We start from the raw sequence: 24453 nt of genomic DNA, 5'->3' as shown, positions 1-24453 counted from the left end.
GAGAAAGAAGATGACACAGGAGCTTGTCATGGACGCAGCCGCGTACGACCTGTCCCAGCAGACGGCCGAGATCATGCGGCGCTACAACGACGTATTCCAACGCCATGATCCTTCGGCACTCGCCGAGCTGGTGGCTGAGGATTGCGTGATCGAGAACACCGTGCCAGCGCCGGACGGCGCCCGTTATGCCGGTCAAGCGGCGTGCGTCGGGCTTTGGGCGGCGATAGCAACCCAGGCCGGCACGCGCTTCGATATCGAGGAAACCTTCGTTGCCGGCGACCGGGCAACGATCCGCTGGCGCTATTTCATGACCGACGGCAATTCGCTGCGCGGCGTCAACCTCATGCGCGTGGCCGGCGGGCGGATCGTCGAAGCGATGGGCTATGTGAAGGGGTAGCGTGCCCGAGCAATTCCCCGAAAGCGCATAACGGCTTTTCGCCCGGAATAGCGCAACAAAGAGGAGCGGATCAGCGAGACTGAACCGCTCCCCGTGGCGCTACCGATCGGCCAGCGCCAGCTTCGCGCCGAGCATGACGAAGGCGCCGGCGAAGGTCCGGCGCATCCAGGTCAACACCATTGGCCGCGAGACGACGTGGCTGCGGATCGAGGCGGCGAAGATGCCGTAGCCGACGAAAACCACGAAGGTCAAAAGCATGAAGACGGAACTCAGTTCCAGCATCTTCGACAGCGCATTGGGCTCGGTGGTGCTGACGAATTGCGGCAGGAAGGCGAAGAAGAAGATCGACAGTTTCGGATTGAGCACGTTGGCGAGGATGCCGGTGGCAATCACCTTGCCGGCCGAGCGCGGCGTCACATCCTGCTCGACGCTGAGGCCACCCTTCTCCTTCAGCGTGTTCCAGGCCATGTAGAGGAGGTAGGCGACGCCGAGATATTTCAGCGTCTCGAAAGCGAGAGCGCTGGTGTGCAGCAGCGCCGCAAGGCCGGTGATGGCGGCGGCCATGTGTGGGATGATGCCGAGCGTGCAGCCGAAGGCGGCAATGACGCTCGCCCGCGCGCCGCGCGAAAGGCCGGCGCTCAGCGTGTAGAGAACGCCGGTGCCGGGCGAAGCCACGACAATCAGCGACGTCAACAGAAATTCGATGCTCACGATGGTTCCTCCGGCACCCGACCCGGCCAGGAAGGTATCGGGCTGCGGGTCGGCGCACAAGCGGAGGCGATTGGAGATTGGCCGTTACACCGGCAATCCGAGCGCCCGGCGTGCCATCAGACACTCCTCGTCGCCGGGCATGCAGGCGCGACAGACGTCCGGCCGGACGTCATAGATGCCGCAAGCGGTCGACTTGCCGATCTCGCCGGACAGCGCCGAGCAGCGCACGCCCTCGCAGCGCATGCCCGACAGGTCTGATGCGACATATTTTTCCGGGATACGGTCGAGCTGTGCGTCATCCTCGGTGGAAAAGCGCGGCCACTCGGCCGAATAGGAGCAGCAGGCACCGCAGCTTTGGCAATCGAAGGTGCCCTGTTGCGACGACAAAACGCTTGCGGCGGCCACCAGGGCGGACAGCCCTGGCGCGGCGGGGTTGCGATCGGCGTCTTGCGGCAAGGCGCTATTTCTTCTTAGCCGTCTTGCCCTTCGGCGAATCCGCCGGCGACTTGAACAGATCGGTCGCGGCATCGGTGGCGTCGCCGGCCTTCGGCGCGACAGCCGGCTTGGCCGGTTTTGCCGCGGCACCCGAGGCTGCCGGCTGATCCTTGGAGGAGAATTTTATGGCCATGTCAGTCCTCGTCGGCGAAGCGCGATGATGGGGCACGCGGATTGCGCAGGCGGCCGATCAGCGCCGAAACGGCCGTGATGTTCATTTCCTCGGGCGACCAGTTTTTCACCGCCTCGATGTGATGGGCCGCCAGCTCGCGATGCGTGCTGCCGCTGTAGGCGGCGTCCTGATAAGTCACCCGCTCATGGGTCTTGGCGTCTTCACGGACATATTCGATCAGGTAGTTCGGGCATTCGGCGCGGCCGCGCACGCCGACGCGCACCTGGGCATCACCGTGGGCACGCTTGCAGCGTTCGAGCTTTTCCAGCACACGCCGGACGAATTCGACCGGCTTGTCGAGGCCTTCGACCATGTCGGCAATGGTTGCGTCGGCGGCGATCGGTGTTGGCGGTACGCGTTTGGTGGCCATCAGCGTCTTCCGGCCCGCTTCGGCAAAGCGGCTAGCGCGGCGGCGGCGGCCATCTCGTCGGCCTCCTTTTCCAGGCGCAATTCGCGCAGACGCGCGGTCTTGGCTTCGCGTGCCTCGCTGACGGCGTCGCGCTCGGAATTGATGCGGTTGAGCGACATCGACTGGGTTTGCGTCTTGCTGAACAGGGACACGGCCTGATCGACGGTTGTCTTTGAACTGGTGGTCAAATCTTTCTCCTGTCAGGAGCCTGTGCCGATGGAGCGAGACCGGGTCTTCGGTCAGGATCACGCACAAAGCAATACGCGCGGCGAATTCAAATTGCTGGAGCGTCCCTTAGCACGTCCAGGCCGGCGCGCAGCGCACTTTCGGCGGTAAGGCGCGCAAAATGAAAAAGGCCAGGCACCGCCTGACCTTCCATGAGAGCGTCGCGCAACCAGACGACATCCAAAAGGATGCACCGGGGGTGCACGGGAACGCCCTGCTTATGCACATGATATGCCGTGGAAACTCAGGTCTCCGCGGCCATGCGCCCGAATTCGCCACTCACCGGTGCCAGTACATCCGTGGTCACCGGGAGAGCTGAATTCGTTTTTCAGGCCGCCTTCAACTGGTCGGCGGACATCTTGCCCGACTTGTTGTCGCGGACCATCTCGTAGCCGAGCTTCTGGCCCTCGACGATGTCGCGCATGCCGGCGCGCTCTACGGCCGAGATGTGGACAAAAACGTCGGCCGAGCCGTCGTCAGGCTGAATAAAACCAAAACCTTTGGTGGCGTTGAACCATTTAACTGTGCCGGTGCTCATGACGAACCCTTTCCATGGCAAATATTCGTTCGACGCCATGCGGATGCACAACGTCGTTTGTCCCGATTTTTGATGTGGGAAGTTCGTCAAAGGCGCGCTCGAAAGCGCGGATAACAAAAGTCAGTCAAACAAATATCGACGATTTGCTTATAGGCTTCTTTTGGGGCGCTGTCAAATTTGCATAAAGCCACAGCTGCGGAATTCTCCCAAACCACCTGGCCAAAACACCTGAGATGACGGCAAATCGGACCCCAAACAGCGCGCTTGCGCCAACTTGAAAAAAGTTTTCCGGCATCTAGGAACCATCTGCGCAGACGCGCATTTATTCGGTGTCATCAGCAGTTCATGAGAGCAATCGAATAACAGTTGATGGCAAAGACGCCCCCCGCACGATAAAAGGTGCGAGGGGCGTTTTCGTTTGGATCCTATTCGTCCGGGCCGGGTTCCGGCCACGTCTCCCTGGCCGCCTCGGCATACCAGTGGCGCATCGCCGGCGTTGCCAGCACGGCATCGACATAGGCGCGCGTATCCTGCGCCAGCGTGCCGCCATAGGTATCGAAACGGGTGACGACAGGCGCATACATGGCATCAGCCACGGTGAAGTGGCCGAACAGGAACGGGCCGCCCTTGCCGTATTTTTCCCGGCACTCGCGCCACAGCGCCTCGATGCGGGCGCGTTGCGCCTCGCCCTCGGCGTCAAGCGGCTTGTGGCCCTTCGGCCGACGCAAATTCATCGGCCAGCCATAGCGAACCTCGCGAAAGCCGGAATGCATCTCGGTCGCGGCCGAACGCGCCAGCGCACGGGCGTCGATATCGGCGGGCCAGAGCTTTTTCTCGGGAAACAGGTCGGCGAGATATTCAAGGATGGCAAGGGTTTCCCAGACGATCTTGCCGTTGTGATTCAGCACCGGCACCTGACCGGTCGGCGACACTTTTGCCAGATTGGCAAAAGTTTCAGGCGTGCGCAGCCGTACGAAACCTTCCTCGAACGGGATCTCCAGATGCCTCATCGCCACCCATGGCCGCAGCGACCATGAGGAGAAACACTTGTTGCCAATATAGAGCGTAAATTCTGCCATTTTTCTCCCCGCACGCACGGCCTCCAAAATCCCATTGCCAACGCGTGTTCACAGCCTAGCCCACCGACCTTGCCCCAGGCGGCGGCCGCGCGACCTGATCTGCCGATCGGGCGACGCCTGGAACCTAACCGACATCGGCTCGTTAGCTACCGCAATGAATTCCTTCGAATTCAAAATCCCGGGAGATGCGCAAAAATGGTGAACAAGGATCAGGTCGCGGGCGTGGCCAAGCAGGTCAAGGGCTCGGTCAAGGAAGCCGCCGGCAAGGCAACCGGCAACCGGCAGACCCAGGCCGAAGGCACGGCCGACAGGATCGCCGGCAAGGTGCAGAAGGCCTATGGCGACGTCAAGGACAAGGTCAGGAAGGCGCTCTGATCCGCATCGAGGAACGCGTTGTTATCGAGGGAAAGGCGGTCGCGAAGGCCGCCTTTTTCAGGTGCTCCAGCCCTTGCTGAAAGCATTGGTGAACACGACCTCGCCATTATCGCCGATCGCCTCGCCCAGCACCACGTCCATGCCGTTGCTGGTCACCCTGGCCAGGGCGAAACCGCCCATATAGGCAGCCTTCGGCTTGAACAGGTCGATCCCGTCCCTGCGATAGATCAGCGGCGTTTCGTGCTGGTGGCCATGGAAAATGCCGACGACATTGTAGCCCTTGAGCGCCGCCAGCAGCGCCTGCCGGTCGGCCTCGCTCCACCAATGCGGCGCACCGGTGCCGTCATCATCAAAGTGGCTCCTGGCGGCATCCCAGCGTTCCACCGAGAAAGTGTCCCAGCCATAATGCTGGAACAGGACGACCGGGCGGCCGTCCGCCGCATAGGTCGCCAGGTCCTGCTTCAGCCATGGCAGGCTGCTCTCGGCACCGTGGCCGGTATCGCCGGCGAAACGATGCGTCTGGATCAGATGCAGGCCGCCCCAGTCCCAGGAGTAGCAGTCGGTGTCGACATCATAGTCGGTGGCCGGCACTGGCGGCTTGAAGAACACGCCGGCGCGATGGTTGACCTCGACATAGTCGCGCAGTTCGCGCCGGTACCAGTCGACATGGTGCGGCGGCCCGTTCTGGTCGAGATCATGGTTGCCGAGCCCGACATAAACCGGCATGTGCACGCGATCCGGACCGACGCCTTGGCTGTAGCGCTGGCTGAACTGGAGCAGTTGGGTGCCCTCGCTCGGCTGGGTGATCTGGCCGCCGCCATCGTCGGTGATGTCGCCGCCGACGACAAGGCCGAGCGGCGCGCCTATCTTGCCGGCCGAACGCAGGCCGGTGGCGACGCCATTGATCTCGGCCGGCCAGTCCTTGTCGCCAAGCGCATTCAGCACCGCCACGTTGCGCAGCAGCGCGGCGTCGGTCTTGCCTTCTTGCAGGCAGTTGGGGCTCAAGCCGCTCGCCATGCGGCAGGCATGGACATCGGCGATGAACAGGAAGGTGGCGTCGATCGACTGGACGCGTTGCCCGGTCTGGCCTAAGGCCGGCCGCGGCAAGGCGCCGGCCGCGGCAAATCCTGCAGCCTGTACCAGGAAGTTGCGTCGGGAAAGCGATCCAGTCGAACGGCGATTCATCATCTGCTGATTCAGCATGGACAGCAGCCGGTCGTCCAGCGCCTCTGCGCCATCATCGACATGACGCCACGGGTCTGGCATGTCTCGCTTGCGCAAGCGCATGCCGCCGGTTGCGTCGATGCCAAGTCCGCCAGGAAGGGTTTCGTTCTGGCGAGACCCGGCATCCAGAGCGAATTTCGGCCCGTGGCCGGCGGGATGATGTCGGTTGCCAACACCTACGAATCGCAATCGCCCCAGACCCAATATCTGTTCGCCGGCCTGATCGAGGTGTTTCGCGACAGCGACACCGGCCGCCAGGCGATGATCCCGTTTTCCGATCTGCGCAAGCTGTTCCCGCTGAAGGCGGGGGCAAAGGCCACGATAGAGTTCGTCGAGCTGTCGCTGAACCAGCCGCCGAAGGGCACCAAGACGCTGAGCCTGATCGTCAAGGGCAAGGAAACATTCCGTCTGGGCGATTGCAAATACAATGTCCTGGCGGTCAAGGAGACCTTCAAGAACGGTGCCGGCGAGACGCTGGATTCATTCACCGCGCTCTATGCTCCCGATCTGCAAGCCGCGCTCGCGCGGCGCTACGATGAAGGCACCAGTTCGGAATCCGTCAACGGCTACGAGACGATCAAGCCGCTGGCCGAGTAGGTAAGAGCCCAGGCTTCTTCGCTTCCCCCTCGTGTCAGCCAGAGCGAAGCCGCAAGGTCGAGAGAAGTGGCTGCGTCGCGATCCTGCACACCCCCCTCTGTCCTCCCGGACATCTCCCCCGCAAGGGGGGAGATTGGCTGTCACACCGGCTTTCGCCAATCTCCACCGGTGAAGGTACGAGCGAGCGCCGATGCTGCAGATCTCCCTCCTTGCGGGGGAGATGGCCGGCAGGCCAGAGGGGGGTGCTGTCCCGCCGACATCAAATAATTCTCGGCCGTGGCAGTATCCTGTTGCGTCGCCTGGCAACCAAGCCGCCCTGCGACGGCGCGCTGCGCTCCAACCCTGCCAGGCAATCCCGCAGCACACCGGCATCCTGCGCCGTCTTGGCCATCGACATCGCCCCGGAATAGGCGGCGACCGTCAGCGCGGCGAAGCGTTCGGGGTCCGTGCCCTCGTCCTTGCCCGCCTGCTGGTCGGCACGCACCTTGTCGGCAATCGCCTGCCGCCACCCGCCAAAGATACCGGCAAGGGCAAGGCGGAAATCGGGATCGGCAAGCGACAGTTCGTGCGCCAGATTGTTGAGCGGGCAGCCGCGCACGAACCCCTGCTGCTCCAGTTCCGCCGCCACGGCCTCGAACACCGAGCGCACGCCCTCGCGCACTGACGCCGCCGCCAGCACCGGCGCGATCCATGTCTCTTCGACCGCTGCCGCCACACGCTCGTCGATCACAGCCAGCGCCAGCGCCTTCTTGGTCGGGAAATGGTGATGCAGCGCTCCGCCGCTGACATCAGCCGCCGCCATCAGATCGCCGATGCTGGAGGCGTGATAGCCGCGCGCCTGGAACGCGTCCTCGGCGACATCGAGCACTTTCTTGCGCATGCCTTCAGGGTCGTTGATGCGTTTTCCCGGGCGCGGTTTTGGCTGGACGGTCATCTCTGCTGACATTGCCGAACTTTAGCATGTTGACAAAACAGGACAACCGGTCTGTTTTACAAAACAGGACGATCACCCTGTTTTGGAGAATGTCGGATGAACCTGCCCCAGAACGTCGCGCCGAAACCCACGGCGCTCGCCTCGCCTGTCGTCGAGTTGCGGCAATACACGCTGAAGCCCGGCCGGCGCGACACGCTCATCGGCATCTTCGACGGCAGGCTGATCGAGGGCCAGGAGGACGCCGGCATGAACGTCATCGGCCAGTTCCGGGACCTCGATCGGCCTGACATGTTCGTCTGGATGCGCGGCTTCGACGGCATGGATGCGCGGAAAAATGCTCTCGCCGCTTTTTATGGCGGGCCGGTCTGGGCGGCGCACAGTGATGCGGCCAATGCGACGATGATCGATTCCGACGATGTGCTGCTGCTCAAGCCGGCGTGGCCGGGCGCAGGCTTCGACCTCGCGGGCGCGCAGCGGCCAAGCCTGGCCGATGACGAAAAACCCATTCAAAACAAACCGCTGACCGGCATCGTTGTCATCGCGATTCATCATTTGCAGCCCGGCACAGAGGCTGATTTCGCCACTCGCTTCGAGACTGAGACGGCGTGCCTGATGACGGCCGACGCACGCCTGCTCGCCGCTTTCGTTACGGAGCATGCCGAAAACAGTTTTCCGCGCCTGCCGGTGCGGGCTGATGAAAACGTCTTCATGTCCGTCACCGGCTTCGACAACGCAGAGGCGCATGCCCGCCACAAAGCCGCTCTCGCCGCCTCGCCGACATGGCAGGCCTTTTGGCAGGCCGCGCAAGCTGGTCTGACCAAACCAACGGAGACATTGCGGCTGTCGCCCACATCGCAATCGTTGGTCGGGCGTTAGACTTCAAATGCCTTGACTATGGCCTTCGCGACCAGGGCCGGATCTTCCCAATGCGGGTTGTGGCCACAGGCCTCGGCGCGGACGAGGAGAGCTTCAGGAAGAGCGGACCGCAACGCCTGCTGGTGCGCCGCGCCGAACAGCGGGTCGCAGGCGCCGGCGATGATCAGCGTCCGGGCCTGCACGGCCCGCGCAGCATCGGTCAGGTCGGCGCGGCGGATTTCCTCGAGAATCGCGCGCCAGCGCGGGATCGGCATCGCCGAGGCCTCTTGCGCCAAGCCGGTGAGAAAGGCTGCGGGCACGTCGGGACGACAGGCATGCCACCAGGCATAGAACGGATCGGTCGGCGATATCGGATCTCGCAGGGCCTCGACGCTCACCACCAGCGGATGACCCGGCGCGAAATCGGGCTTCAACGTGCCGGCCAGGACCACCAGCCCGCCGATCAACTCCTTGTGCCCCGCAGCCAAAGCGACAGCCACCATGGCGCCCAGCGAATGGCCGACGACGACCGGTCGGTCGAGTTGTAAACTCTGGATCAGCCCGGCGATATCCTCGGCAAGATCGGCGATGCCGCAGTTCTTGCCAGCCTGCGAGGCGCCGTGGCCGCGCAGATCCGGCATGATCAGACGGCGGCCGGCCAGATATGGCGCCAGAAGCGAAAAACTGCGGCTGGTGTCGGTGAAGCCGTGCACCAACAGAAGTGCCGGCTCGGCGCCCGATATCTCGACATAGGCGATGTCGAGATCGCCGACAGTGACGAATTGCTTGCGGCTGGCCCAGGCGCCCTGCTCCGCCATCACATCCTGCTTCGGCAAGCCATCGAGCGCGGCCGCTCTCACAGGCCGAGCTTTTCCTTGACCGCGGCGAGGCCCGGCTTGCCGTCAAAAGTGGTGACGCCGGCGAGCCAGGCGTCGAGGCGGCTTTTGTTCGCCATGATTGCCTTCAGCGCACCGTCCTCCGGCTTCATGCCGTCATTGATCAGATAGCCCATGCCGACATTCTCGAAATCGATGTCGAAGACGAGATTCCTGAGGAATTGCGCGACGTTCGGGCACTGCTCAAGATAGCCCTTGCGCACCTGCGTCGTTACCGTCGCGGCACCGAAATTCGGGCCGAAGAACTTGTCGCCGCCGGTCAGATATTTCAAGTCGTACATCGTGTTCATCGGATGCGGCGCCCAGCCCTGAAAGACGATGAACTGCTTTTCCTTGATCTCGTAGCCGACCTCCGACAGCATGCCGGCCTCGCTGGACTCGACCACCTGCCAGCCGTCCAGGCCAAAGGCGGGATCGGCGATGGCGTCCATCATCAACTGGTTGGAGCCGGGCTCGATGCCGTACATTTTCTTGCCGAACTTGTCGGCGAATTTGTGCAGGTCGGAAATGTCCTTGACGCCGGCATCCCAAGCGTAAGTCGGGACGGCGAAGGTGTATTTGGCACCTACGAGATTGACGCGCACATTCTCGACAGAGCCGTCCTTCTTGTAGGGCTCGTAATAGGTGACCATGGCCGGATCCCAGTAGCCCAGGAACAGGTCGAGGTCCCTGTTTTTCATGCCCTCGTAGATGACGTTGATGCCGAGCACCTGGCTTTGCGGCTGATAGCCGAGCGCCTCCAACAGGACGTTGGCGACCCCGGTGGTGAAGGCAAGGTCGTTCCAGCCGGGTTCGGCCATGCGGACCGTCTTGCACTGCTCGGCCTCGGCCGCTTGGGCCGCATGAGAGGCCAACATGAGAGCGGCAAGGCAGACGCCATTTGCAAGGATGCGGAACATTTCGGTTCTCCTCATTGTCATCAAATTGACCAATCGGTCTTTTTATTGTCCCATGGGTCAATTGTTGATCTGATCGGACGAAAATGTCAACGTGGATTCGAAATGGACCGATCCCGTGAAACTCAAGCGTCTCAGTGATATCCGCCGCAAGGAGCTGCGGCAGGCGGCCTTCGCGGTGTTGGAGCGCGAAGGCATTGCCGGCGCGACCCTGGAAAAAGTGGCCGCCCAGGCAGGTGCCTCCAAGGGCATCGTGCTGCACTATTTCCGCAACAAGCAGGAATTGTTCGAGCACGCGATGCGCGAGGCCAATGCCGTCCTGTGCCAGGCGGTGATCGCGCGGCTTCGCCGGGCGCGTACGCCGATGGAGCGCCTGGATGCGGTAATCGAGGGCAATTTCGAGACGCATCTGTTCCAGCCTCCCCTGTGCCATGCCTGGCTGTCGCTCTGTGCCGAGGTGCCGCGCGACGAGAAGATGGCCCGTATCCAGAGAGTGATCCATGCGCGCATGCGCTCGAACCTGTTGTCGGGCCTGCGCGGCCTCGCCTCGCCTGGAGATGCCGACGACATCGCGCTTGGCGTCACCGCGCTGATCGACGGGCTTTGGCTGCGGCTCGGCCTGCAGCCGGGCAGCGTCTCACGCGAACAGGCGGTCCGCCAGGTCAAGAATTATGTCGCGGGCCGGCTGGCCCTGCGGGAGCTTGCGACCGCCGGCGCGTAACCGGCCTCGGCTGGCCTGCCGGCCGGCGGGCGTCGAAGTTCATACCCGGGGATAGGCCGACGGCTTGACCACGGCCGCCACAATACGGTGCTCTCGACGAGGCAGAAATCTCGGAGCGTCGAATGAGACTTCACAACAAGCGCGCGCTGGTCACCGGTGGCTCGGACGGCATCGGCCTGGCGATCGCCGAGGCCTTTTCGCGCGAGGGCGCGGACGTCCTGATCGTCGGCCGCGACACCAAGAAGCTCGACGCTGCCCGCGAGCAACTCGGCGGCACTATCGAGACGCTGTCGGCCGATCTTGCCACATCGGCCGGCATCGCGGCCGTCGTCGAGCAGGTGAAAAAATCCGGCAGGCCGCTTGATATCCTCGTCAACAATGCCGGAGTGGCTTTCCTGGTGCCGTTCGAAACCGTCAGCGAGGCGCAGTTCCAGCAATCCTTCGCGCTCAATGTGACGGCGGTGTTCTTCCTCACGCAGGGCCTGCTGCCGCATCTGGCTGCCGGCGCATCGGTGATCAACATCTCGTCCTACTTCGCCAACAAGATGATCCCGAAGCGGCCGTCGAGCCTCTATTCCCTATCGAAGGGCGCGTTGAACTCGCTGACCAAATCGCTGGCCTTCGAACTCGGCCCGCGCGGCATCCGCGTCAACGCCATCGCGCCCGGCACGGTCGACACAGCCATGCGGCGCAAGACCGTCGACAATTTGCCGGCCGAGGCAAAGGCCGAGCTGAAAGCCTATGTCGAGCGCAGCTATCCGCTCGGCAGAATCGGCCGCCCTGACGATCTGGCCGGTATCGCGGTTTATCTGGCCAGCGAAGAGGCCGCCTGGACCAGCGGCGGCATCTTTTCGATCGATGGTGGCTATACCGCGGGCTGATCCGTCCGGCCACCAGACCAGGCGCCGGCATTTTCTGCGGCGCCGCTTTCCACGAATCCGAGTGCGCCTACCGCCTCCAGGATCTGATCGCGAACCCAGCGATGGGGTGGCTCGTCGTCGTGGCGCGCGTGCCAGTACATCCTGATTTCCGGAACAGCAATGGGAAGTGGCGGTTCAAAGATGACGAGCGGCAGGGTCTTGGCCGCCCAAACCGCGAACTGCCTGGGAACTGCCGCGAGGTGGTTTCCGTTTGCCACTGCCAATGCGACAGCCTGAAAGTGCGGCAGGGCCAGGCTTACACGGCGCGTTCGTCCGATCTTGCGGAGCGCCTCGTCGGTGGAGCCCGACATCGAGCCATCGATAGAACGAAGAACATGGGGCAGTTCGCAGAAGAGCTCGATCGGTAGAAGCTCGCCTTCCATGATCCCCGCCTGCCTGATCGCAGCGTTGTCGCTCGCGGCGATGATGGCGAATGGTGAATGGAACAGAGGCGTGCTTGAGACCCAGTCGGAGACCTCCAGCGGACGCTCGAGCGCTACGTCGATTTCATCGTCCTGGAGCAGCCGCGAGACGTCGCCGCGCGCGCTGTCGAGAAACCTTAGCGACGCGCGCGGCGCGGCACCCGCGATGCGCGCCGCTAAAGTTGGCATCAGCATCATGGAAAAGAAATCCGCACCCATGAACGTGAAGGTTCGCTCCAGTTCCACCGGATCGAACGCCTTGGCCGAGTGGAAGACGCGTTCGATTTCACGAAGCGCCACGCGTAACGGCTCGGCCATGCTCTCGGCGCGTGGCGTCGGCATCATGTCATTGCCCCGTCGCACGAACAGCTGGTCGTTGAGGAGATGCCGCAAGCGATTGAGCGCAGCGCTGACGGCAGGCTGGCTGAGGCCGATCTGCTCGCCGGCACGCGTAACGCTTCTCTCCCGCAGAAGGGCGTCGAACACCCTGATGAGATTGAGGTCGAGCGCGTTCAAATTCATCGCATCAATTCGCCCCATACGATCATTCGATTTCCGTTGTCGGCATATCCCTGGCTAGATCGTCATCGGCCCAGCAGGCACAGGCAACAGGAGGATCAGACGGCCATGACAATGACCCCCGGCACGATCACAGGCAAGGAACTCTTCTGGTTCAACAACACGCTTGTCGCGATCCACGTCTCGTCGGCGGCAGGAGAGGACGGCACCTGCGTCGTCGAGCATCGCATGCCCTATGGCGACTCCCCGCCCCTGCATGTGCATCGCAGGGAGGACGAAGTGTTTCACATCCTGGACGGGAGACTGCGCTTTCAGATCGACGGCCACGAACGCATTGCTGAAGCCGGCGAAACCGTCATTGCGCCGAAAGGCCTGCCGCACACCTACCGGGTCGAATCGCGCGAAGGCGCGCGTACGCTCACCATCACGCGCGGTTCGGATTTCGAGACGATGCTGCGTCAGGCGAGCCGTCCCGCCGAACAGCCGGAGGTGCCGCCGCAGATGCAACCAACACCGGAAATCATCGCGGCACTGGTGCAGCTCTGCGCAGAAAACGGCATCGACATTGTCGGTCCGCCGCTAGGGTGAGAGGCCGAAACCGCGCATTCTTTCCCTTCTCCCCTTGTGGGAGAAGGTGGCCGCGAAGAGGTCGGATGAGGGGTGTTCCAGCTTGGCGCCAACGGCACTCCGTCACCCACCCCTCAACCGTCTCGGCGCTGCGCGCCGATCCACCTTCTCCCACAAGGGGAGAAGGCGAGAAGCGCCGCACCTTCAACCGATTCGCATCCTCGCCGCCCGCAATCTCCGCTTGAAGCCGTTTGTGCAACGCGATACGCCGTTGCCGACTTCGACAAGGAGAGACCCGTGACCGCTGCAAAGACCAGAACCGAAACCGACACGTTCGGCCCGATCGAAGTCGCCGCCGATCGCTATTGGGGCGCGCAGGCGCAGCGTTCCCTTGGCAATTTCAAGATCGGCTGGGAAAAGCAGCCGGCATCGATCGTGCGCGCGCTGGGCATCGTCAAGCGGGCCGCGGCCGAAGCCAATATGGACCTTCAGCGGCTCGACCCGGCGATCGGCAAGACGATTGTCGAGGCGGCACAAGAGGTCATCGACGGCAAGCTCGACGACCATTTCCCGCTCGTGGTCTGGCAGACCGGCTCGGGCACGCAGTCCAACATGAACGCCAATGAGGTGATCTCCAACCGGGCGATCGAGATGCTGGGCGGCATCATGGGCTCCAAGAAGCCGGTGCATCCCAACGACCACGTCAATATGAGCCAGTCGTCGAACGACACCTATCCGACGGCCATGCACATCGCCTGCGCCGAACGCATCGTGCACGACCTCTTGCCGGCGCTGAAGCACCTGCACAAGGCGCTCGCCGCCAAGAGCAGAGAGTTCAATCACATCATCAAGATCGGCCGCACGCACACGCAGGATGCCACCCCCCTCACGCTTGGCCAGGAATTTTCGGGCTATGCCGCGCAGGTTGCCTCGTCGATCAAGCGCATCGAGCTGACATTGCCAGGCCTGCAGGAACTGGCGCAAGGCGGCACCGCCGTCGGCACCGGCCTCAACGCGCCGGTCGGCTTCGCCGAAAGGGTGGCGGATCGCATCGCCACCATCACCGGCATTGCCTTCATCACCGCGCCGAACAAGTTCGAGGCGCTGGCGGCCCATGATTCCATGGTGTTTTCGCACGGCGCCATCAATGCGGCGGCCGCCGCGCTGTTCAAGATCGCCAACGACATCCGTTTCCTCGGTTCCGGCCCGCGTTCGGGCCTCGGCGAGCTGTCGCTGCCGGAAAACGAGCCGGGCTCGTCGATCATGCCGGGCAAGGTCAACCCGACCCAGTGCGAGGCGCTGACGCAGGTCTGCGTGCAGGTGTTCGGCAACAATGCGGCGCTCACCTTCGCCGGCAGCCAAGGCCATTTCGAGCTCAACGTTTACAACCCGCTGATGGCCTACAACTTCCTGCAGTCGGTGCAGTTGCTCTCCGACGCCTCGGTCTCCTTCACCGACAATTGCGTCGTCGGCATCGAGGCGCGCGAAGACAACATCAAGGCGGCACTCGACCGCTCGCTGATGCTGGTGACGGCACTGGCGCCGACCATCGGCTACGACAATGCCGCCAAGATCGCCAAGACCGCGCACAAGAAGGGCACCACGCTGCGCGAGGAAGCGCTCGCCACCGGACTGGTCAGCGAGGCCGATTACGACCGGCTGGTGCGGCCGGAGGACATGACGCATCCGGGGTAGGCAATTCCAGGAAAAATGTCTTGCGGTTTTCCGTCCGGAATTGCGTCAGCCAGAAGCCCGGTGTTCGTGATGGGAGAATTTACTCCCGTCACGACCTGACCCGAAGCGAATTTTGCGCGGGCCGCCCGATCACGGAAACGTAAGTACTGTGAACAATGTGTCGCCAACCTGGTGGCTTTGGTGAACAGTCGGCTTGCTCTATCTCCCCGGTATCAACCCATCCCGGAGAGCCACCATGTCCATCAACACTTCAGTCGCCGGTTCCGGCGCATCCAATGCCTCGACCACCATTCTCCTCGGCCGCGTCCTGCTTGCCGTCATCTTCCTGCTTTCAGGCTTCGGCAAGCTGACCGCCATCACCGGCACGGCCGGCTATTTCGGCGGACTCGGCCTGCCCTTGCCGACCGTAACGGCCATTGTCGTCGGCCTGATCGAGCTTCTCGGCGGCCTCGCCATCCTCGTCGGCTTCAAGACCCGAATTGTCGGCTGGGTGCTGGCGGTCTTCACGGTCGCTACCGGACTGGTCGCCCATACCGGTTGGGCCGACCAGATGCAGATGATCCAGTTTCTCAAGAACCTCGCCATCGCTGGCGGCTTCCTCGTGCTGGCTTCCTCGGGCGCCGGTGCCTATTCGATCGACGCCAAGCGCGGCTGAGCCAAAAACTGGCAATAGCCGAACGAAAGAGCGGCGCGGAATTTTCCGCGCCGCTTTTTCGTTGTTGGTACATGCCCGCCGATCTGTCGGCCGGAGTTTTCTGATAGGATCGGGGCATCGGACGAGGCCGGCCGGCGGCCGATAACGGAGGTGAACATGCCCCGCAACGCGCTGCTCCTGCTCTCCCGGCTGCTGCTCGCCGCCCTGTTCGTGCCCTCCGGTTTCCAAGCTTTGAGCGATATTGCCGGCACGACAGGCTATTTCGCCGGCCTCGGCCTGCCGCTGCCGACGCTTGCCGCCTGGGGCACGGGACTGTTCGAACTGATCGCCGGGCTGCTCATCCTGGTCGGTTTCCAGACCCGGATCGCGGCGCTGCTGCTCGCCGCCTTCTGCATTGCCGCCGGTTTCATCGGCCATTACGGCCAGGGCGGGGGCGACGCGATGCTCGCCTTCCTGCACCAGCAGATGCTGATGAAGGACATTGCGATAGCAGGCGGGTTCGTTGCGCTGGCGATGGCTGGCGCGGGAGCCTGGTCGGTCGACGGGCGCGGTTTGGCCTGACGGACTGGGTTGGAAACGTCAACGGGACAGCACCCCCCTCTGTCCTGCCGGACATCTCCCCCGCAACGAGGGAGATCGGATGTCATCCAGGCTTTCGCCAATCTTCAATGTTGCAAGAAAAAAGCACCGACGACGAAGCAGCCAATCTCCCCCCTTGCGGGGGAGATGTCCGGCAGGACAGAGAGGGGTGTGAAGAAACTCGACCGAGCAGGTTCTAATCCGCTCTGCTCCGACTCTACTTCACCGACCCACTGGGCCCACCTTCGACGGCCAGCACCAGCCGGCGGTTGGTGATCCTGGCCAGTTGCGCCAGGCGCCCGGCCGGCCGCTCGCCATAGAGATCGGCCAGCGATGCCGGCAAGACCAGCGCCAGCACGCCGTTGGCGCGCTGTTCCCATTTCAGCCTGGGCATGATGCCGGGCATCGACGCCGTCAGCAGGTAGACGACGCGCATCATCGCGGCGAGCACGCGCGCCCGCTCCAGATAACGCGGCGGCGCCAGCGCCTTGATCTCGGGGGCGATGGCTTCGTTGAAGATGCCGTCGTGACGATAGGCGTTGGCCATGGCCAGGAAAGCACGGCCGGGATGGTCGACGCCGAAGAAGGAGGCGTGCGCAATGATGTTGAGCGATTGCTTGCCGCGATATTCGGGATGCGCGCGCCAGCCGATGTCGGCCAGCAATGCGGCCGCGTGGCGGTAGCGCGCCTCGTCCTCGGTCTCGTCGATGCCGAAGGCAGCAAAGGTTTTGGCGGTCCAGTCGACGAGCTCATGCGCATGGGCGACGGAGCGTGAGCGCAGGCGGGCGAGTTCCTCCGAGGCCGAAATCAGCGGATCGGCCTTCTGCTCCGCCTCGTCGAGCAGCGAATAGAGAAAGCCTTCGCGTACACCCAGAGCCGAAACGATGATCTTCGACGGCTGCATCGCCGCCATGATCTCCTGCAGCACGACGGCGCCATAGGGCAGCAGCGAACGGCGGTTCTTGGAAACGCCTTCGATGCCCTTGACCTTCTCGATCTCGGCCTTGGCCACCTGCTTGAGGAAATTCGCCGCGCTTTCGGCCGAGATCTCGTAATGGTGCATGACACCAAGCGGATAGTTGGTCATTTCCATGTGCAGCCGGGCAAGATTTCGCCAGGTGCCGCCGACGGCGTAGAAGGGCCGGCCCTGCCCGCCTTTCAACAGCTTCGCCTTCGCCAGTTCGTCACGCGCGATCTTCGCCGCCTGAGCCAGCGAGTTCTTCGCCATGTCCTGCAGGCGCAGGCCGCCCAACGGCAGCGTGATGCCGTCACCGATCGCTTCGCCGCTGACGTCGACCAGTTCGAGGCTGCCGCCGCCCAGATCGCCGGCGATGCCATTGGCCGGGTGGAAGCCGGAAATGACGCCGAGCGCGGAATAATAGGCTTCCTGACGGCCGCTGATGACACGAATCTCGGTCTTCAGCACGTCCTCGGCGCGGTGAATGAAATCGGGACCGTTGATAGCCTCACGGGCGGCGGCGGTGGCCAGCACATACATATGCTCGGCGCCGGCCTGGTCGGAGAGCGCGCGAAAGCGGCGGAACTCCTCCATCGAGCGCGTCACCGCCTCGGGGTCGAGCTTGCCGGTCGACACGATGCCGCGGCCGAGACCGGCCAGCATCTTTTCGTTGAACAGCATGGTCGGCGAACGCGCCAGCCCCTCATAGACGACGAGACGGATCGAATTCGATCCGATGTCGATGATGGACAGCGGTCGGCGGTCCTGCAACCGGCCCTGGGAATCAGACAGCATCAGCCGGACGCTGCTGCGTTCTTCTTGCGGCGCTTGAACTGCGCAATGCGCTTGGGCGCATGCGACTTCAGCGCGTCACCCCGTCCCGACAGGCTCGGATTGGTCATGAAATATTCCTGCGCGTTGAACGGTTCCTCGCCCTCCTCCAGCACGACGCGCCGGGAGGTTCCATCAGCCAATACGTCGAAACTTTGCTGATTGTCCATGATGTTGCCCAGCATGATCTGGCCAAGGATCTGTTCATGCACAGTTGGATTGGTGATCGGCACCATGGTTTCGACGCGGCGGTCGAGATTGCGCGGCATCAGATCGGCCGAGGAGATGTAGACGATCGCCTCGTCCGACGGCAGGCCGTGACCGTTGCCGAAGCAATAGATGCGGCTGTGCTCGAGAAAACGGCCGACGATCGATTTTACGCGGATGTTTTCCGACAGGCCCGGAACCTGAGGCCGCAGGCAGCAGATGCCGCGCACGACCAGGTCGACCTCGACGCCGGCCCGACTGGCATCGTAGAGCGCGTCGATAATGATCGGATCGACGAGCGCGTTCATCTTCATCCAGATGCGCGCCGGTTTCCCCTGGACCGCGTAGGCAATCTCGTCGGCAATGTGCTTCAGGATGCGGCTTCTCAGCGTGAACGGCGAGATCGCCAACCGCATTTCATCCGTCGGCTCGGCATAGCCGGTGATGAAATTGAACAGCTGGGCGACATCGCGGGCGATCGTCGGATCGGTGGTGAAGAAGGACAGGTCGGTGTAGATGCGCGCCGTTACCGGATGGTAGTTGCCGGTGCCGAGGTGCACGTAGTTGCGCAGCTTGCCGTCCTCGCGCCGCACCACCAGCGACATTTTCGAATGGGTTTTCAGCTCGAGAAAGCCGAACACGACCTGCACGCCGGCACGCTCCAGGTCGCGCGCCCAGCGGATGTTGGCTTCCTCGTCGAAGCGCGCCTTGAGCTCGACCAGTGCGGTGACCGACTTGCCGGCTTCGGCCGCGTCGACCAGCGCACGCACGATCGGGCTGTCGTTGGAGGTGCGGTAAAGCGTCTGCTTGATCGCCACCACTTCCGGATCGGCCATCGCCTGGCGCAGGAACTGCACCACGACGTCAAACGATTCGTAGGGGTGATGGACGACGATGTCCTTCTCGCGGATGGCGGCAAAACAATCGCCGCCATGCTCGCGGATGCGCTCGGGAAAACGCGGATTGTAGGGCGTGAATTTCAGGTCGTCGCGGGGAACGGCGACGATCTCGGAAATCTGGCTGAGCGCCAACGGACCGGTCAAGACGCTGATGCGGCTGGACGACACGCCAAGCTCGCCGGCGACGAAGTCGCGCAATTCGCCAGGCATCAGCCTGTCGAATTCGATGCGGATCACCGAACCGCGCCGCCGCCGCTTCAGCGCCGTTTCGAACAGGCGCACCAAATCCTCGGACTCCTCCTCGACCTCGATATCGCTGTCGCGGATGATGCGGAACGTGCCGGAGCCCTTGACTTCGTAGCCGGGAAAGAGCTTGCCGATATAGAGGCCGACCGCCTCTTCCAGCGGGATGAAGCGGACGTGATGCTTGCGGTCCGGCAGACGGATGAAGCGCTTCAGCGCTACCGGCAGGCGCAGCAGCGCGCTCATCTCTTCGCCGTTCTTGCGATGGCGCAATTGCAGCGCCATCGAGAAGCCGAGATTGGGAATGAACGGGAACGGATGCGCCGGGTCGATCGACAGCGGGGTCAGCACCGGGAACACCTGCCCCTGGAAATGGTCTTCCAGCCAGATTTTCTCGTCCTTGGTCAGCGCATCGCGGGTGATGCTCTCGATGCCTTCCTTGTTGAGCAGCACGGTGAGCGCCGAAAGGCTCTTCTGCTGGTCTTCCTGCAGCCGCTCGACCTCACGCAGCAGCTGTTCGAGCTGCTGTTCGGGGGTGCGGCCGTCAGGGCTCTTCAGCGTGATGCCCTCGCGCACCTGGCCGGCGAGGCCGGCGACGCGCACCATGAAGAACTCGTCGAGATTGGCGGCCGAGATCGACAGGAAGCGGACGCGCTCCAGCAGCGGATGATTGAGGTTCAGCGACTCCTCGAGAACGCGCCGGTTGAACTGCAGCCAGGAGAACTCGCGGTTGACAAACCGGTCCGGGTTGCCGCCCTCCGGACGAGCCACCTCGACATCCACGAATTCGTTCTGCACCGGCTTCAGTTCGTTCATGATTCCCGCTCTTCCACACCGTCAGCCAGCTAAAGCGCCGCGCGTCATTCAGGACGCGCAAAGGACGCTCTACCACTCCAAGGCGACGCATGGTCCTTGCCGAAAACCGGTGTCGGTCTTCGGGGCCATGCGTTAACCGGCTTAACTTATCCTCTGACAGGCTTTTGCGACAGTTTGATTTCATCGAACTTGCAAAGAGGCCTGATATGATCCAGATGCACACGAGACTGCGTTAAGGAGACGACGATGGCAGGCGGTTCCATTCCCCATTTTCAGAACGATGCGGGCTATCAGGCAATCGACATCGGCGTGAAGGAATTCATGTGCACGGGCGCCAATCCGCCTTTCGACCACCCGCATGTGTTTCTGGACATGGGCGACGACAACGAAAAAGTCTGTCCCTATTGCTCGACGCTCTACCGCTATTCGCCGAAGCTGAAGGCAACCGAAACGCTGCCGGCCGGCTGCATCTACATAGAACAGGCCGCCTGAGTCTTTCGCGACCAGCCCGATGAACGACACGCGCTCCCGGCAAATTGTCATCGCCGGGGCGGGTGTCGCCGGATTGACCGCAGCGCTGGCGTTCGCCGAACGCGGCTACTCGGTACGGGTGTTCGAACAGGCGCAGCGCCTGGAAGCGGCAGGCGCCGGCATTCAGCTTTCTCCCAACGCGACCCGCATCCTTCGCCAGCTTGGCGTACTCGACCGGCTGCTGCCGGCGGCGGTGCGGCCGGAAGCCGTGGTGCTGAAGGAGGCCGCGACCTTGCGCGAACTGGCGCGCGTGCCGCTGGGGCAAGCCGCCGAAACGCGCTGGCAGGCACCTTATCTCGTCGCGCACAGGGCCGATCTGCAGCGCGCACTGACCGCGCGCGCTGCCGAGATACCGGATATCCATCTCACCACCGGCGCCCGCATGGGCGGCGTTGACACCGGCCCGCACGGCATCACCGCGACGGCCGAGATCGGTGGCAAAACCGTCGAGGCGGAGGGCTTCCTGCTGGTTGGGGCCGATGGCGTCTGGTCGTCGGTGCGCGCACTTGTCGATTCGGCCAAGGGGTCGGCTTCGCGAAGAAACCATTTCTCCGGCGAACTGGCCTGGCGCGCCACCGTCGCGGCCGAGAGCGCCGCCGGTCAGAGCTTTGCCGCCATCGGCGCCAGGGACTGCGTCACCACCTTCCTGCATCCTGGCTTCCATATGGTCGCTTATTCCGTCAGCAAGGGTGCGGCCTTCAATCTCGCGGCCTTCACCAGGGGCGACCGCATTGCCGAGGGCTGGTCCGGCAACGCCGACGCCGGGATCCTGAGCAGCGCCCTGCGCGGCACCGCGGCAGAACTTGCCCGCCTGGTCGAGCAGGCCGGCCCGTGGACCGCATGGCCGATCCACACGGTCGACAGCAAACAACCTTGGACGACCGGCAACATCGCGCTGATCGGCGACGCCGCGCATGCGATGACCCCGTTCGCGGCGCAAGGTGCGGCGATGGCGATCGAGGATGCTGCGACGCTTGCCGACATCATCGCCGACTTCCCTGCCGATCCTCTGGCCGCGCTTGCCGTCTGGGAGCAGTCACGGCGGCCGCGTGTCGCGCAGGTCGCCCGACGCGGCGCTGTCAACCGGCTGGCCTGGCATGCCGTGGGTCCAGTGGCGATTGCGCGCAATGTGTTCCTGAAGGTGCGCTCGTCGGAAAAACTCGCGGCGGATCTGGACTGGCTCTATGGGTGGCAGGCTCAGAAGATCATTCGACGCTGAGCGTACAAGCACAATCGGTTGGTGGGACAGCACCCCCCTCTGTCCGGCAGGACAGAGGGGGGTGTGAAGGAACGCGACGCCAATTCGCGGAATGCTCACGCTAATTATACAAGCTCATCGACAGCCCGAGCGATACAGGCAGCGGGTTCCACCAGCCGGTGCGCAGGCCGGCGATGCGCAAGGCCGCCGCCGTCCAGGTGTTGCAGCCGACCAGTGCGTTGAAATGGCCATTGCCTTCGTAGAAGGCGTCGAACCTGGAATAGGCTGCGTCCAGAACGAGGATCGGGCCTTCCGGTCCCCGCTGGAAACTCGCATCGATGAAATCGAGCAACGCCGTGAACCGATCCTCAGTGATGTCGAACCCCGCGATATCAGGGCGCGGTTCGACGATGTCACCGGCGACATCGACATGCATGACCGAGGCGTCGAGTGTCAGTGCCTTCATCACCGGCACCGCCTTCAACTCGGACCATGTCGGCGTCTCCAGGTAGAAGGCGCGGCCGCCCCAGCCGAAGACGATGTAGCGGACCTCCGGCCTGTCGGCCGGTATGCCCGCGTCGACCAGGAAATGGAAACGCCGGCGCACGGCGTCATCGACCGGGATGGCGATATCGGTGTGGATCGGATTGTTCAGCACCAGGATGTGGTGCGTCGCGGCGGGCAGGGCGGCGGCCGCCGGCCACAGCGGCCGTGGCACGAAGGTGCCCGTCGTCACGGCGAGTGCGACGACAACCAACAGAAGACCTAGAAAACGTCCCAGTCTTTTCATGAAAGGCGGCCCTGCAAACGCGCTCCGGCGCGACACGAACGCCCGCCTGTTATCCCATACGCAAAAGAGCCCGGCAGTGTTTCAGCCGGGCTCTTCGTGGCCGTCGAGGCCTAGTGCAGGATCTGCGACAGGAACAGCTTCGTGCGCTCGTGGCGCGGGTGGTCGAAGAACTCGGCCGGCGTGTTCTGCTCGACGATCTGGCCCTGGTCCATGAAGATCACCCGGTTGGCGACCTTGCGGGCAAAACCCATCTCGTGAGTGACGCACAGCATGGTCATGCCTTCCTCGGCCAGGCCAACCATGGTCTCCAGCACTTCCTTGATCATCTCCGGATCGAGCGCCGAGGTCGGCTCATCGAACAGCATGATGCGCGGGTTCATGCACAGCGAGCGGGCAATCGCCACACGCTGCTGCTGGCCGCCGGAAAGCTGGCCGGGATATTTGTTGGCCTGTTCCGGGATCTTGACGCGCTTGAGGAAATGCATGGCGATTTCCTCGGCCTGCTTCTTCGGCGTCTTGCGCACCCAGATCGGCGCCAGCGTGCAGTTCTCCAGGATGGTCAGATGCGGAAACAGGTTGAAGTGCTGGAACACCATGCCGACCTCGCGGCGCACCTCGTCGATCTTCTTGAGATCATTGGTCAATTCCTTGCCGTCGACAATGATCTTGCCCTTCTGGTGCTCCTCCAGGCGATTGATGCAGCGGATCATCGTCGATTTGCCGGAGCCGGAGGGGCCGCAGATGACGATGCGCTCGCCGCGCATCACTTTCAGGTTGATGTCCTTCAGCACATGGAACTCGCCATACCATTTGTGCATGGCGATGATGTCGATGGCGACATCGGTGGTGGAAATCTGCATCTTGGCGGCGTTGACCTTGATCTCTTCGGCGCTGACGGCATTTTCGGTGGCCATGACAGGGGGACCCCTTGTTCTTTTGTTTAACGTTTGTGGCCGGTGTCGAGCCGGCGTTCGGTGTACATTGAATAGCGCGACATGCCGAAGCAGAACAGCCAGAAGACGAAGGCCGCGAAGATCAGGCCGGACCTCGCCGTCTGCGCGGTTGCCCAGTTTGCATCGGAGAAATTCTGTTTGACGATGCCGAGCAGGTCGAACATCGAGATGATGATGACCAGGCTGGTGTCCTTGAACATGCCGATGAAGGTGTTGACGATGCCCGGGATGACCAGTTTCAGCGCCTGCGGCATGACGATGAAATACATTTTCTGCCAATAGCCGAGACCGAGCGAATCGGCACCTTCATACTGGCCCTTGGGAATCGCCTGCAGGCCGCCGCGCACCACTTCGGCCATATAGGCGGCGGCAAACAGCGACACACCGATCAAAGCGCGCAGGAACTTGTCGAACGAGACACCCTCCGGCAGGAACAGCGGCAGCATGACGCTGGCAAAGAACAGCACGGTGATCAGCGGGATGCCGCGCACCGTCTCGATGAAGACGACGCACAGCGTCTTGATGATCGGCATCTTGGAACGGCGGCCGAGCGCCAGCACGATGCCGAGCGGCAGCGACACGGCAATGCCGACGAAAGACAGGCTGAGCGTTACCAAGAGCCCGCCCCACAGCGAGGTCTCGACATGCGGCAGGCCGAACATGCCGCCGACCAGCAGGACGAAGGAGACGACCGGCAGCACGAAGAACAGCAGAACCGCATTCAGCCCTTTGCGCGGCACTTTCGGGATAAGCATCGGCACCAGCAGTGCCACGAACAGTATGGCGACCAAAATCGGCCGCCAGCGCTCCTCGATGGGATAGCGTCCGACCATGAACTGGCCGAATTTGGCGTTGACGAAAGCCCAGCAGGCGCCGGTCCAGCCATCCGGCTGGATGCCGCCTTGCGCCACCGTGGCGCATACGGTCCGGTCCGGTCCCGTCCACACGGCGTTGATGAACGCCCAATTGATGATTTGCGGCAGGATCATCGCCACCAGGGCGATGCCGACGATGGTCAAAATGGTGTCGCCGGCAGAAGCGATCAGGTTCTTGCGCACCCATGCGCCGAGGCCGGTGACGCTGGCGGGCGCCGGCTGCGCCAGCACCATTTCGGTTCGCACCCAGGACATATCATGTTCTTGCATG

At 63.1% G+C, this 24453-nt stretch carries 29 protein-coding genes; 12 read left to right on the top strand and 17 right to left on the bottom strand.

The annotated features are described in order from the left end of the window. Positions 1-10 precede the first annotated feature (10 nt). Entirely contained in the window at positions 11-397 is a 387-nt protein-coding gene (locus tag NKJ00_RS10685; protein WP_128306034.1) for a nuclear transport factor 2 family protein, read from the top strand. A 99-nt stretch (positions 398-496) separates the two neighbouring features. Here the strand turns inward: NKJ00_RS10685 and NKJ00_RS10680 are convergent, their stop codons facing one another. From NKJ00_RS10680 to NKJ00_RS10650, 7 genes are all read right to left on the bottom strand, one after another. Then, the gene (locus NKJ00_RS10680; RefSeq protein ID WP_352611841.1) at positions 497-1108 is read right to left on the bottom strand and encodes a LysE family translocator; all 612 of its coding nucleotides are present in this window, start codon (positions 1106-1108) and stop codon (positions 497-499) included. Between the two features lie 84 nt (positions 1109-1192). Next, positions 1193-1564, bottom strand: coding sequence for a YkgJ family cysteine cluster protein (locus tag NKJ00_RS10675; protein ID WP_352553863.1), 372 nt, complete (start codon positions 1562-1564; stop codon positions 1193-1195). A gap of 4 nt (positions 1565-1568) precedes the next feature. Continuing rightward, positions 1569-1736 (bottom strand): hypothetical protein, encoded by a 168-nt coding sequence (locus tag NKJ00_RS10670; RefSeq protein WP_352553862.1) that lies wholly within the window; start codon positions 1734-1736, stop codon positions 1569-1571. A gap of 1 nt (position 1737) precedes the next feature. After that, positions 1738-2145 carry a hypothetical protein gene (locus NKJ00_RS10665; protein WP_013532398.1) on the bottom strand — a complete coding sequence of 136 codons (408 nt, stop codon included), beginning with the start codon at positions 2143-2145 and terminating at the stop codon, positions 1738-1740. Then, positions 2145-2372 carry a hypothetical protein gene (locus tag NKJ00_RS10660; RefSeq protein ID WP_013532399.1) on the bottom strand — a complete coding sequence of 76 codons (228 nt, stop codon included), beginning with the start codon at positions 2370-2372 and terminating at the stop codon, positions 2145-2147. Before NKJ00_RS10660 ends, NKJ00_RS10665 begins: the two co-directional genes overlap by 1 nt. 365 nt (positions 2373-2737) lie before the next feature. After that, complete coding sequence (locus NKJ00_RS10655; protein WP_010915421.1) at positions 2738-2947, bottom strand: cold-shock protein; 210 nt, start codon at positions 2945-2947, stop codon at positions 2738-2740. 425 nt (positions 2948-3372) lie between these two features. Then, positions 3373-4026, bottom strand: a complete 654-nt coding sequence (locus NKJ00_RS10650; RefSeq protein ID WP_023814142.1) for a glutathione S-transferase family protein — start codon at positions 4024-4026, stop codon at positions 3373-3375. Positions 4027-4221: 195 nt separating this feature from the next. Here NKJ00_RS10650 and NKJ00_RS10645 point away from each other — a divergent pair, with 195 nt between their 5' ends. Then, a complete protein-coding gene (locus NKJ00_RS10645) occupies positions 4222-4401 on the top strand; it encodes a CsbD family protein (protein WP_023814141.1) in 180 nt (59 codons plus the stop codon). Positions 4402-4458: 57 nt separating this feature from the next. On the opposite strand, the gene NKJ00_RS10640 is transcribed toward NKJ00_RS10645, so the two are convergent. Continuing rightward, the gene (locus NKJ00_RS10640; RefSeq protein WP_352442936.1) at positions 4459-5589 is read right to left on the bottom strand and encodes a metallophosphoesterase; all 1131 of its coding nucleotides are present in this window, start codon (positions 5587-5589) and stop codon (positions 4459-4461) included. Between the two features lie 57 nt (positions 5590-5646). Between NKJ00_RS10640 and NKJ00_RS10635 the strand changes: the two genes are divergently transcribed. Then, the gene (locus tag NKJ00_RS10635) at positions 5647-6222 is read left to right on the top strand and encodes a hypothetical protein (protein WP_031213898.1); all 576 of its coding nucleotides are present in this window, start codon (positions 5647-5649) and stop codon (positions 6220-6222) included. 259 nt (positions 6223-6481) lie between these two features. Here NKJ00_RS10635 and NKJ00_RS10630 read toward each other — a convergent pair whose 3' ends face one another. Next, entirely contained in the window at positions 6482-7156 is a 675-nt protein-coding gene (locus NKJ00_RS10630; RefSeq protein ID WP_023814138.1) for a TetR/AcrR family transcriptional regulator, read from the bottom strand. Between the two features lie 156 nt (positions 7157-7312). On the opposite strand from NKJ00_RS10630, the gene NKJ00_RS10625 reads away from it, so the two are divergent. Further along, entirely contained in the window at positions 7313-8032 is a 720-nt protein-coding gene (locus NKJ00_RS10625) for an NIPSNAP family protein (RefSeq protein ID WP_245273314.1), read from the top strand. Here NKJ00_RS10625 and NKJ00_RS10620 read toward each other — a convergent pair. Both NKJ00_RS10620 and choX read right to left on the bottom strand, forming a co-directional pair. Beyond that, positions 8029-8871, bottom strand: coding sequence for an alpha/beta fold hydrolase (locus tag NKJ00_RS10620; RefSeq protein ID WP_023814136.1), 843 nt, complete (start codon positions 8869-8871; stop codon positions 8029-8031). The genes NKJ00_RS10625 and NKJ00_RS10620 overlap by 4 nt on opposite strands. Continuing rightward, positions 8868-9806 carry a choline ABC transporter substrate-binding protein gene (gene choX / locus NKJ00_RS10615; RefSeq protein ID WP_352629665.1) on the bottom strand — a complete coding sequence of 313 codons (939 nt, stop codon included), beginning with the start codon at positions 9804-9806 and terminating at the stop codon, positions 8868-8870. The genes NKJ00_RS10620 and choX overlap by 4 nt, the downstream gene beginning before the upstream one ends. 115 nt (positions 9807-9921) lie before the next feature. On the opposite strand from choX, the gene betI reads away from it, so the two are divergent. Together betI and NKJ00_RS10605 are read left to right on the top strand one after the other, a co-directional pair. Further along, a complete protein-coding gene (gene betI, locus NKJ00_RS10610; protein WP_031213897.1) occupies positions 9922-10524 on the top strand; it encodes a choline-binding transcriptional repressor BetI in 603 nt (200 codons plus the stop codon). A gap of 122 nt (positions 10525-10646) precedes the next feature. Further along, positions 10647-11405: an SDR family NAD(P)-dependent oxidoreductase gene (locus NKJ00_RS10605; RefSeq protein ID WP_128306039.1), complete on the top strand. Its 759-nt coding sequence runs from the start codon at positions 10647-10649 to the stop codon at positions 11403-11405. Here NKJ00_RS10605 and NKJ00_RS10600 read toward each other — a convergent pair. Next, positions 11390-12388 carry a LysR family transcriptional regulator gene (locus NKJ00_RS10600; protein WP_128306040.1) on the bottom strand — a complete coding sequence of 333 codons (999 nt, stop codon included), beginning with the start codon at positions 12386-12388 and terminating at the stop codon, positions 11390-11392. The genes NKJ00_RS10605 and NKJ00_RS10600 overlap by 16 nt on opposite strands. A 111-nt stretch (positions 12389-12499) precedes the next feature. Here NKJ00_RS10600 and NKJ00_RS10595 point away from each other — a divergent pair, with 111 nt between their 5' ends. The 4 genes from NKJ00_RS10595 (at position 12500) to NKJ00_RS10580 (ending at position 15863) form a co-directional block, all read left to right on the top strand. Further along, on the top strand, positions 12500-12973 hold the full coding sequence (locus NKJ00_RS10595) for a cupin domain-containing protein (protein WP_023814131.1): 474 nt from the start codon (positions 12500-12502) through the stop codon (positions 12971-12973). A gap of 276 nt (positions 12974-13249) precedes the next feature. Beyond that, complete coding sequence (gene fumC, locus NKJ00_RS10590; protein ID WP_352629663.1) at positions 13250-14647, top strand: class II fumarate hydratase; 1398 nt, start codon at positions 13250-13252, stop codon at positions 14645-14647. A 235-nt stretch (positions 14648-14882) separates the two neighbouring features. Beyond that, positions 14883-15302 (top strand): DoxX family protein, encoded by a 420-nt coding sequence (locus tag NKJ00_RS10585; RefSeq protein WP_352442926.1) that lies wholly within the window; start codon positions 14883-14885, stop codon positions 15300-15302. Between the two features lie 156 nt (positions 15303-15458). After that, positions 15459-15863 (top strand): DoxX family protein, encoded by a 405-nt coding sequence (locus tag NKJ00_RS10580; RefSeq protein ID WP_031213894.1) that lies wholly within the window; start codon positions 15459-15461, stop codon positions 15861-15863. A 235-nt stretch (positions 15864-16098) separates the two neighbouring features. Here the strand turns inward: NKJ00_RS10580 and ppx are convergent, their stop codons facing one another. Together ppx and NKJ00_RS10570 are read right to left on the bottom strand one after the other, a co-directional pair. Continuing rightward, positions 16099-17634: an exopolyphosphatase gene (gene ppx, locus NKJ00_RS10575; RefSeq protein ID WP_352629660.1), complete on the bottom strand. Its 1536-nt coding sequence runs from the start codon at positions 17632-17634 to the stop codon at positions 16099-16101. Beyond that, positions 17634-19835 carry an RNA degradosome polyphosphate kinase gene (locus tag NKJ00_RS10570; protein ID WP_352629659.1) on the bottom strand — a complete coding sequence of 734 codons (2202 nt, stop codon included), beginning with the start codon at positions 19833-19835 and terminating at the stop codon, positions 17634-17636. Before NKJ00_RS10570 ends, ppx begins: the two co-directional genes overlap by 1 nt. A 246-nt stretch (positions 19836-20081) precedes the next feature. On the opposite strand from NKJ00_RS10570, the gene NKJ00_RS10565 reads away from it, so the two are divergent. After that, positions 20082-20327, top strand: coding sequence for a zinc-finger domain-containing protein (locus NKJ00_RS10565; protein ID WP_027037845.1), 246 nt, complete (start codon positions 20082-20084; stop codon positions 20325-20327). A gap of 19 nt (positions 20328-20346) precedes the next feature. Beyond that, positions 20347-21585 carry an FAD-dependent monooxygenase gene (locus NKJ00_RS10560; protein ID WP_352629657.1) on the top strand — a complete coding sequence of 413 codons (1239 nt, stop codon included), beginning with the start codon at positions 20347-20349 and terminating at the stop codon, positions 21583-21585. A gap of 100 nt (positions 21586-21685) precedes the next feature. Here the strand turns inward: NKJ00_RS10560 and NKJ00_RS10555 are convergent, their stop codons facing one another. The 3 genes from NKJ00_RS10555 to NKJ00_RS10545 form a co-directional block, all read right to left on the bottom strand. Continuing rightward, complete coding sequence (locus NKJ00_RS10555) at positions 21686-22354, bottom strand: TIGR02117 family protein (protein WP_352629655.1); 669 nt, start codon at positions 22352-22354, stop codon at positions 21686-21688. Between the two features lie 110 nt (positions 22355-22464). Further along, positions 22465-23214 carry an amino acid ABC transporter ATP-binding protein gene (locus NKJ00_RS10550; RefSeq protein WP_031213892.1) on the bottom strand — a complete coding sequence of 250 codons (750 nt, stop codon included), beginning with the start codon at positions 23212-23214 and terminating at the stop codon, positions 22465-22467. Positions 23215-23294: 80 nt separating this feature from the next. Then, entirely contained in the window at positions 23295-24452 is a 1158-nt protein-coding gene (locus NKJ00_RS10545) for an amino acid ABC transporter permease (protein ID WP_127289116.1), read from the bottom strand. Position 24453: the final 1 nt, after the last annotated feature.

Origin of the sequence: Mesorhizobium sp. M0227, from assembly GCF_040321855.1 — a bacterium.
Taxonomy (GTDB): Bacteria; Pseudomonadota; Alphaproteobacteria; order Rhizobiales; family Rhizobiaceae; genus Mesorhizobium.
This window is presented reverse-complemented; position numbering and strand designations above follow the sequence as displayed.

Coding starts and splice junctions, on each gene's coding strand:
- NKJ00_RS10685 (WP_128306034.1), top strand. CDS start 11: ATGACACAGGAGCTTGTCATGGACGCAGCCGCGTACGACCTGTCCCAG.
- NKJ00_RS10670 (WP_352553862.1), bottom strand. CDS start 1,736: ATGGCCATAAAATTCTCCTCCAAGGATCAGCCGGCAGCCTCGGGTGCC.
- NKJ00_RS10665 (WP_013532398.1), bottom strand. CDS start 2,145: ATGGCCACCAAACGCGTACCGCCAACACCGATCGCCGCCGACGCAACC.
- NKJ00_RS10655 (WP_010915421.1), bottom strand. CDS start 2,947: ATGAGCACCGGCACAGTTAAATGGTTCAACGCCACCAAAGGTTTTGGT.
- NKJ00_RS10650 (WP_023814142.1), bottom strand. CDS start 4,026: ATGGCAGAATTTACGCTCTATATTGGCAACAAGTGTTTCTCCTCATGG.
- NKJ00_RS10645 (WP_023814141.1), top strand. CDS start 4,222: ATGGTGAACAAGGATCAGGTCGCGGGCGTGGCCAAGCAGGTCAAGGGC.
- NKJ00_RS10640 (WP_352442936.1), bottom strand. CDS start 5,589: ATGATGAATCGCCGTTCGACTGGATCGCTTTCCCGACGCAACTTCCTG.
- NKJ00_RS10635 (WP_031213898.1), top strand. CDS start 5,647: ATGACGCCACGGGTCTGGCATGTCTCGCTTGCGCAAGCGCATGCCGCC.
- NKJ00_RS10630 (WP_023814138.1), bottom strand. CDS start 7,156: ATGACCGTCCAGCCAAAACCGCGCCCGGGAAAACGCATCAACGACCCT.
- choX (WP_352629665.1), bottom strand. CDS start 9,806: ATGTTCCGCATCCTTGCAAATGGCGTCTGCCTTGCCGCTCTCATGTTG.
- NKJ00_RS10605 (WP_128306039.1), top strand. CDS start 10,647: ATGAGACTTCACAACAAGCGCGCGCTGGTCACCGGTGGCTCGGACGGC.
- NKJ00_RS10600 (WP_128306040.1), bottom strand. CDS start 12,388: ATGAATTTGAACGCGCTCGACCTCAATCTCATCAGGGTGTTCGACGCC.
- NKJ00_RS10595 (WP_023814131.1), top strand. CDS start 12,500: ATGACCCCCGGCACGATCACAGGCAAGGAACTCTTCTGGTTCAACAAC.
- NKJ00_RS10585 (WP_352442926.1), top strand. CDS start 14,883: ATGTCCATCAACACTTCAGTCGCCGGTTCCGGCGCATCCAATGCCTCG.
- NKJ00_RS10580 (WP_031213894.1), top strand. CDS start 15,459: ATGCCCCGCAACGCGCTGCTCCTGCTCTCCCGGCTGCTGCTCGCCGCC.
- ppx (WP_352629660.1), bottom strand. CDS start 17,634: ATGCTGTCTGATTCCCAGGGCCGGTTGCAGGACCGCCGACCGCTGTCC.
- NKJ00_RS10570 (WP_352629659.1), bottom strand. CDS start 19,835: ATGAACGAACTGAAGCCGGTGCAGAACGAATTCGTGGATGTCGAGGTG.
- NKJ00_RS10565 (WP_027037845.1), top strand. CDS start 20,082: ATGGCAGGCGGTTCCATTCCCCATTTTCAGAACGATGCGGGCTATCAG.
- NKJ00_RS10560 (WP_352629657.1), top strand. CDS start 20,347: ATGAACGACACGCGCTCCCGGCAAATTGTCATCGCCGGGGCGGGTGTC.
- NKJ00_RS10555 (WP_352629655.1), bottom strand. CDS start 22,354: ATGAAAAGACTGGGACGTTTTCTAGGTCTTCTGTTGGTTGTCGTCGCA.
- NKJ00_RS10550 (WP_031213892.1), bottom strand. CDS start 23,214: ATGCAGATTTCCACCACCGATGTCGCCATCGACATCATCGCCATGCAC.
- NKJ00_RS10545 (WP_127289116.1), bottom strand. CDS start 24,452: ATGCAAGAACATGATATGTCCTGGGTGCGAACCGAAATGGTGCTGGCG.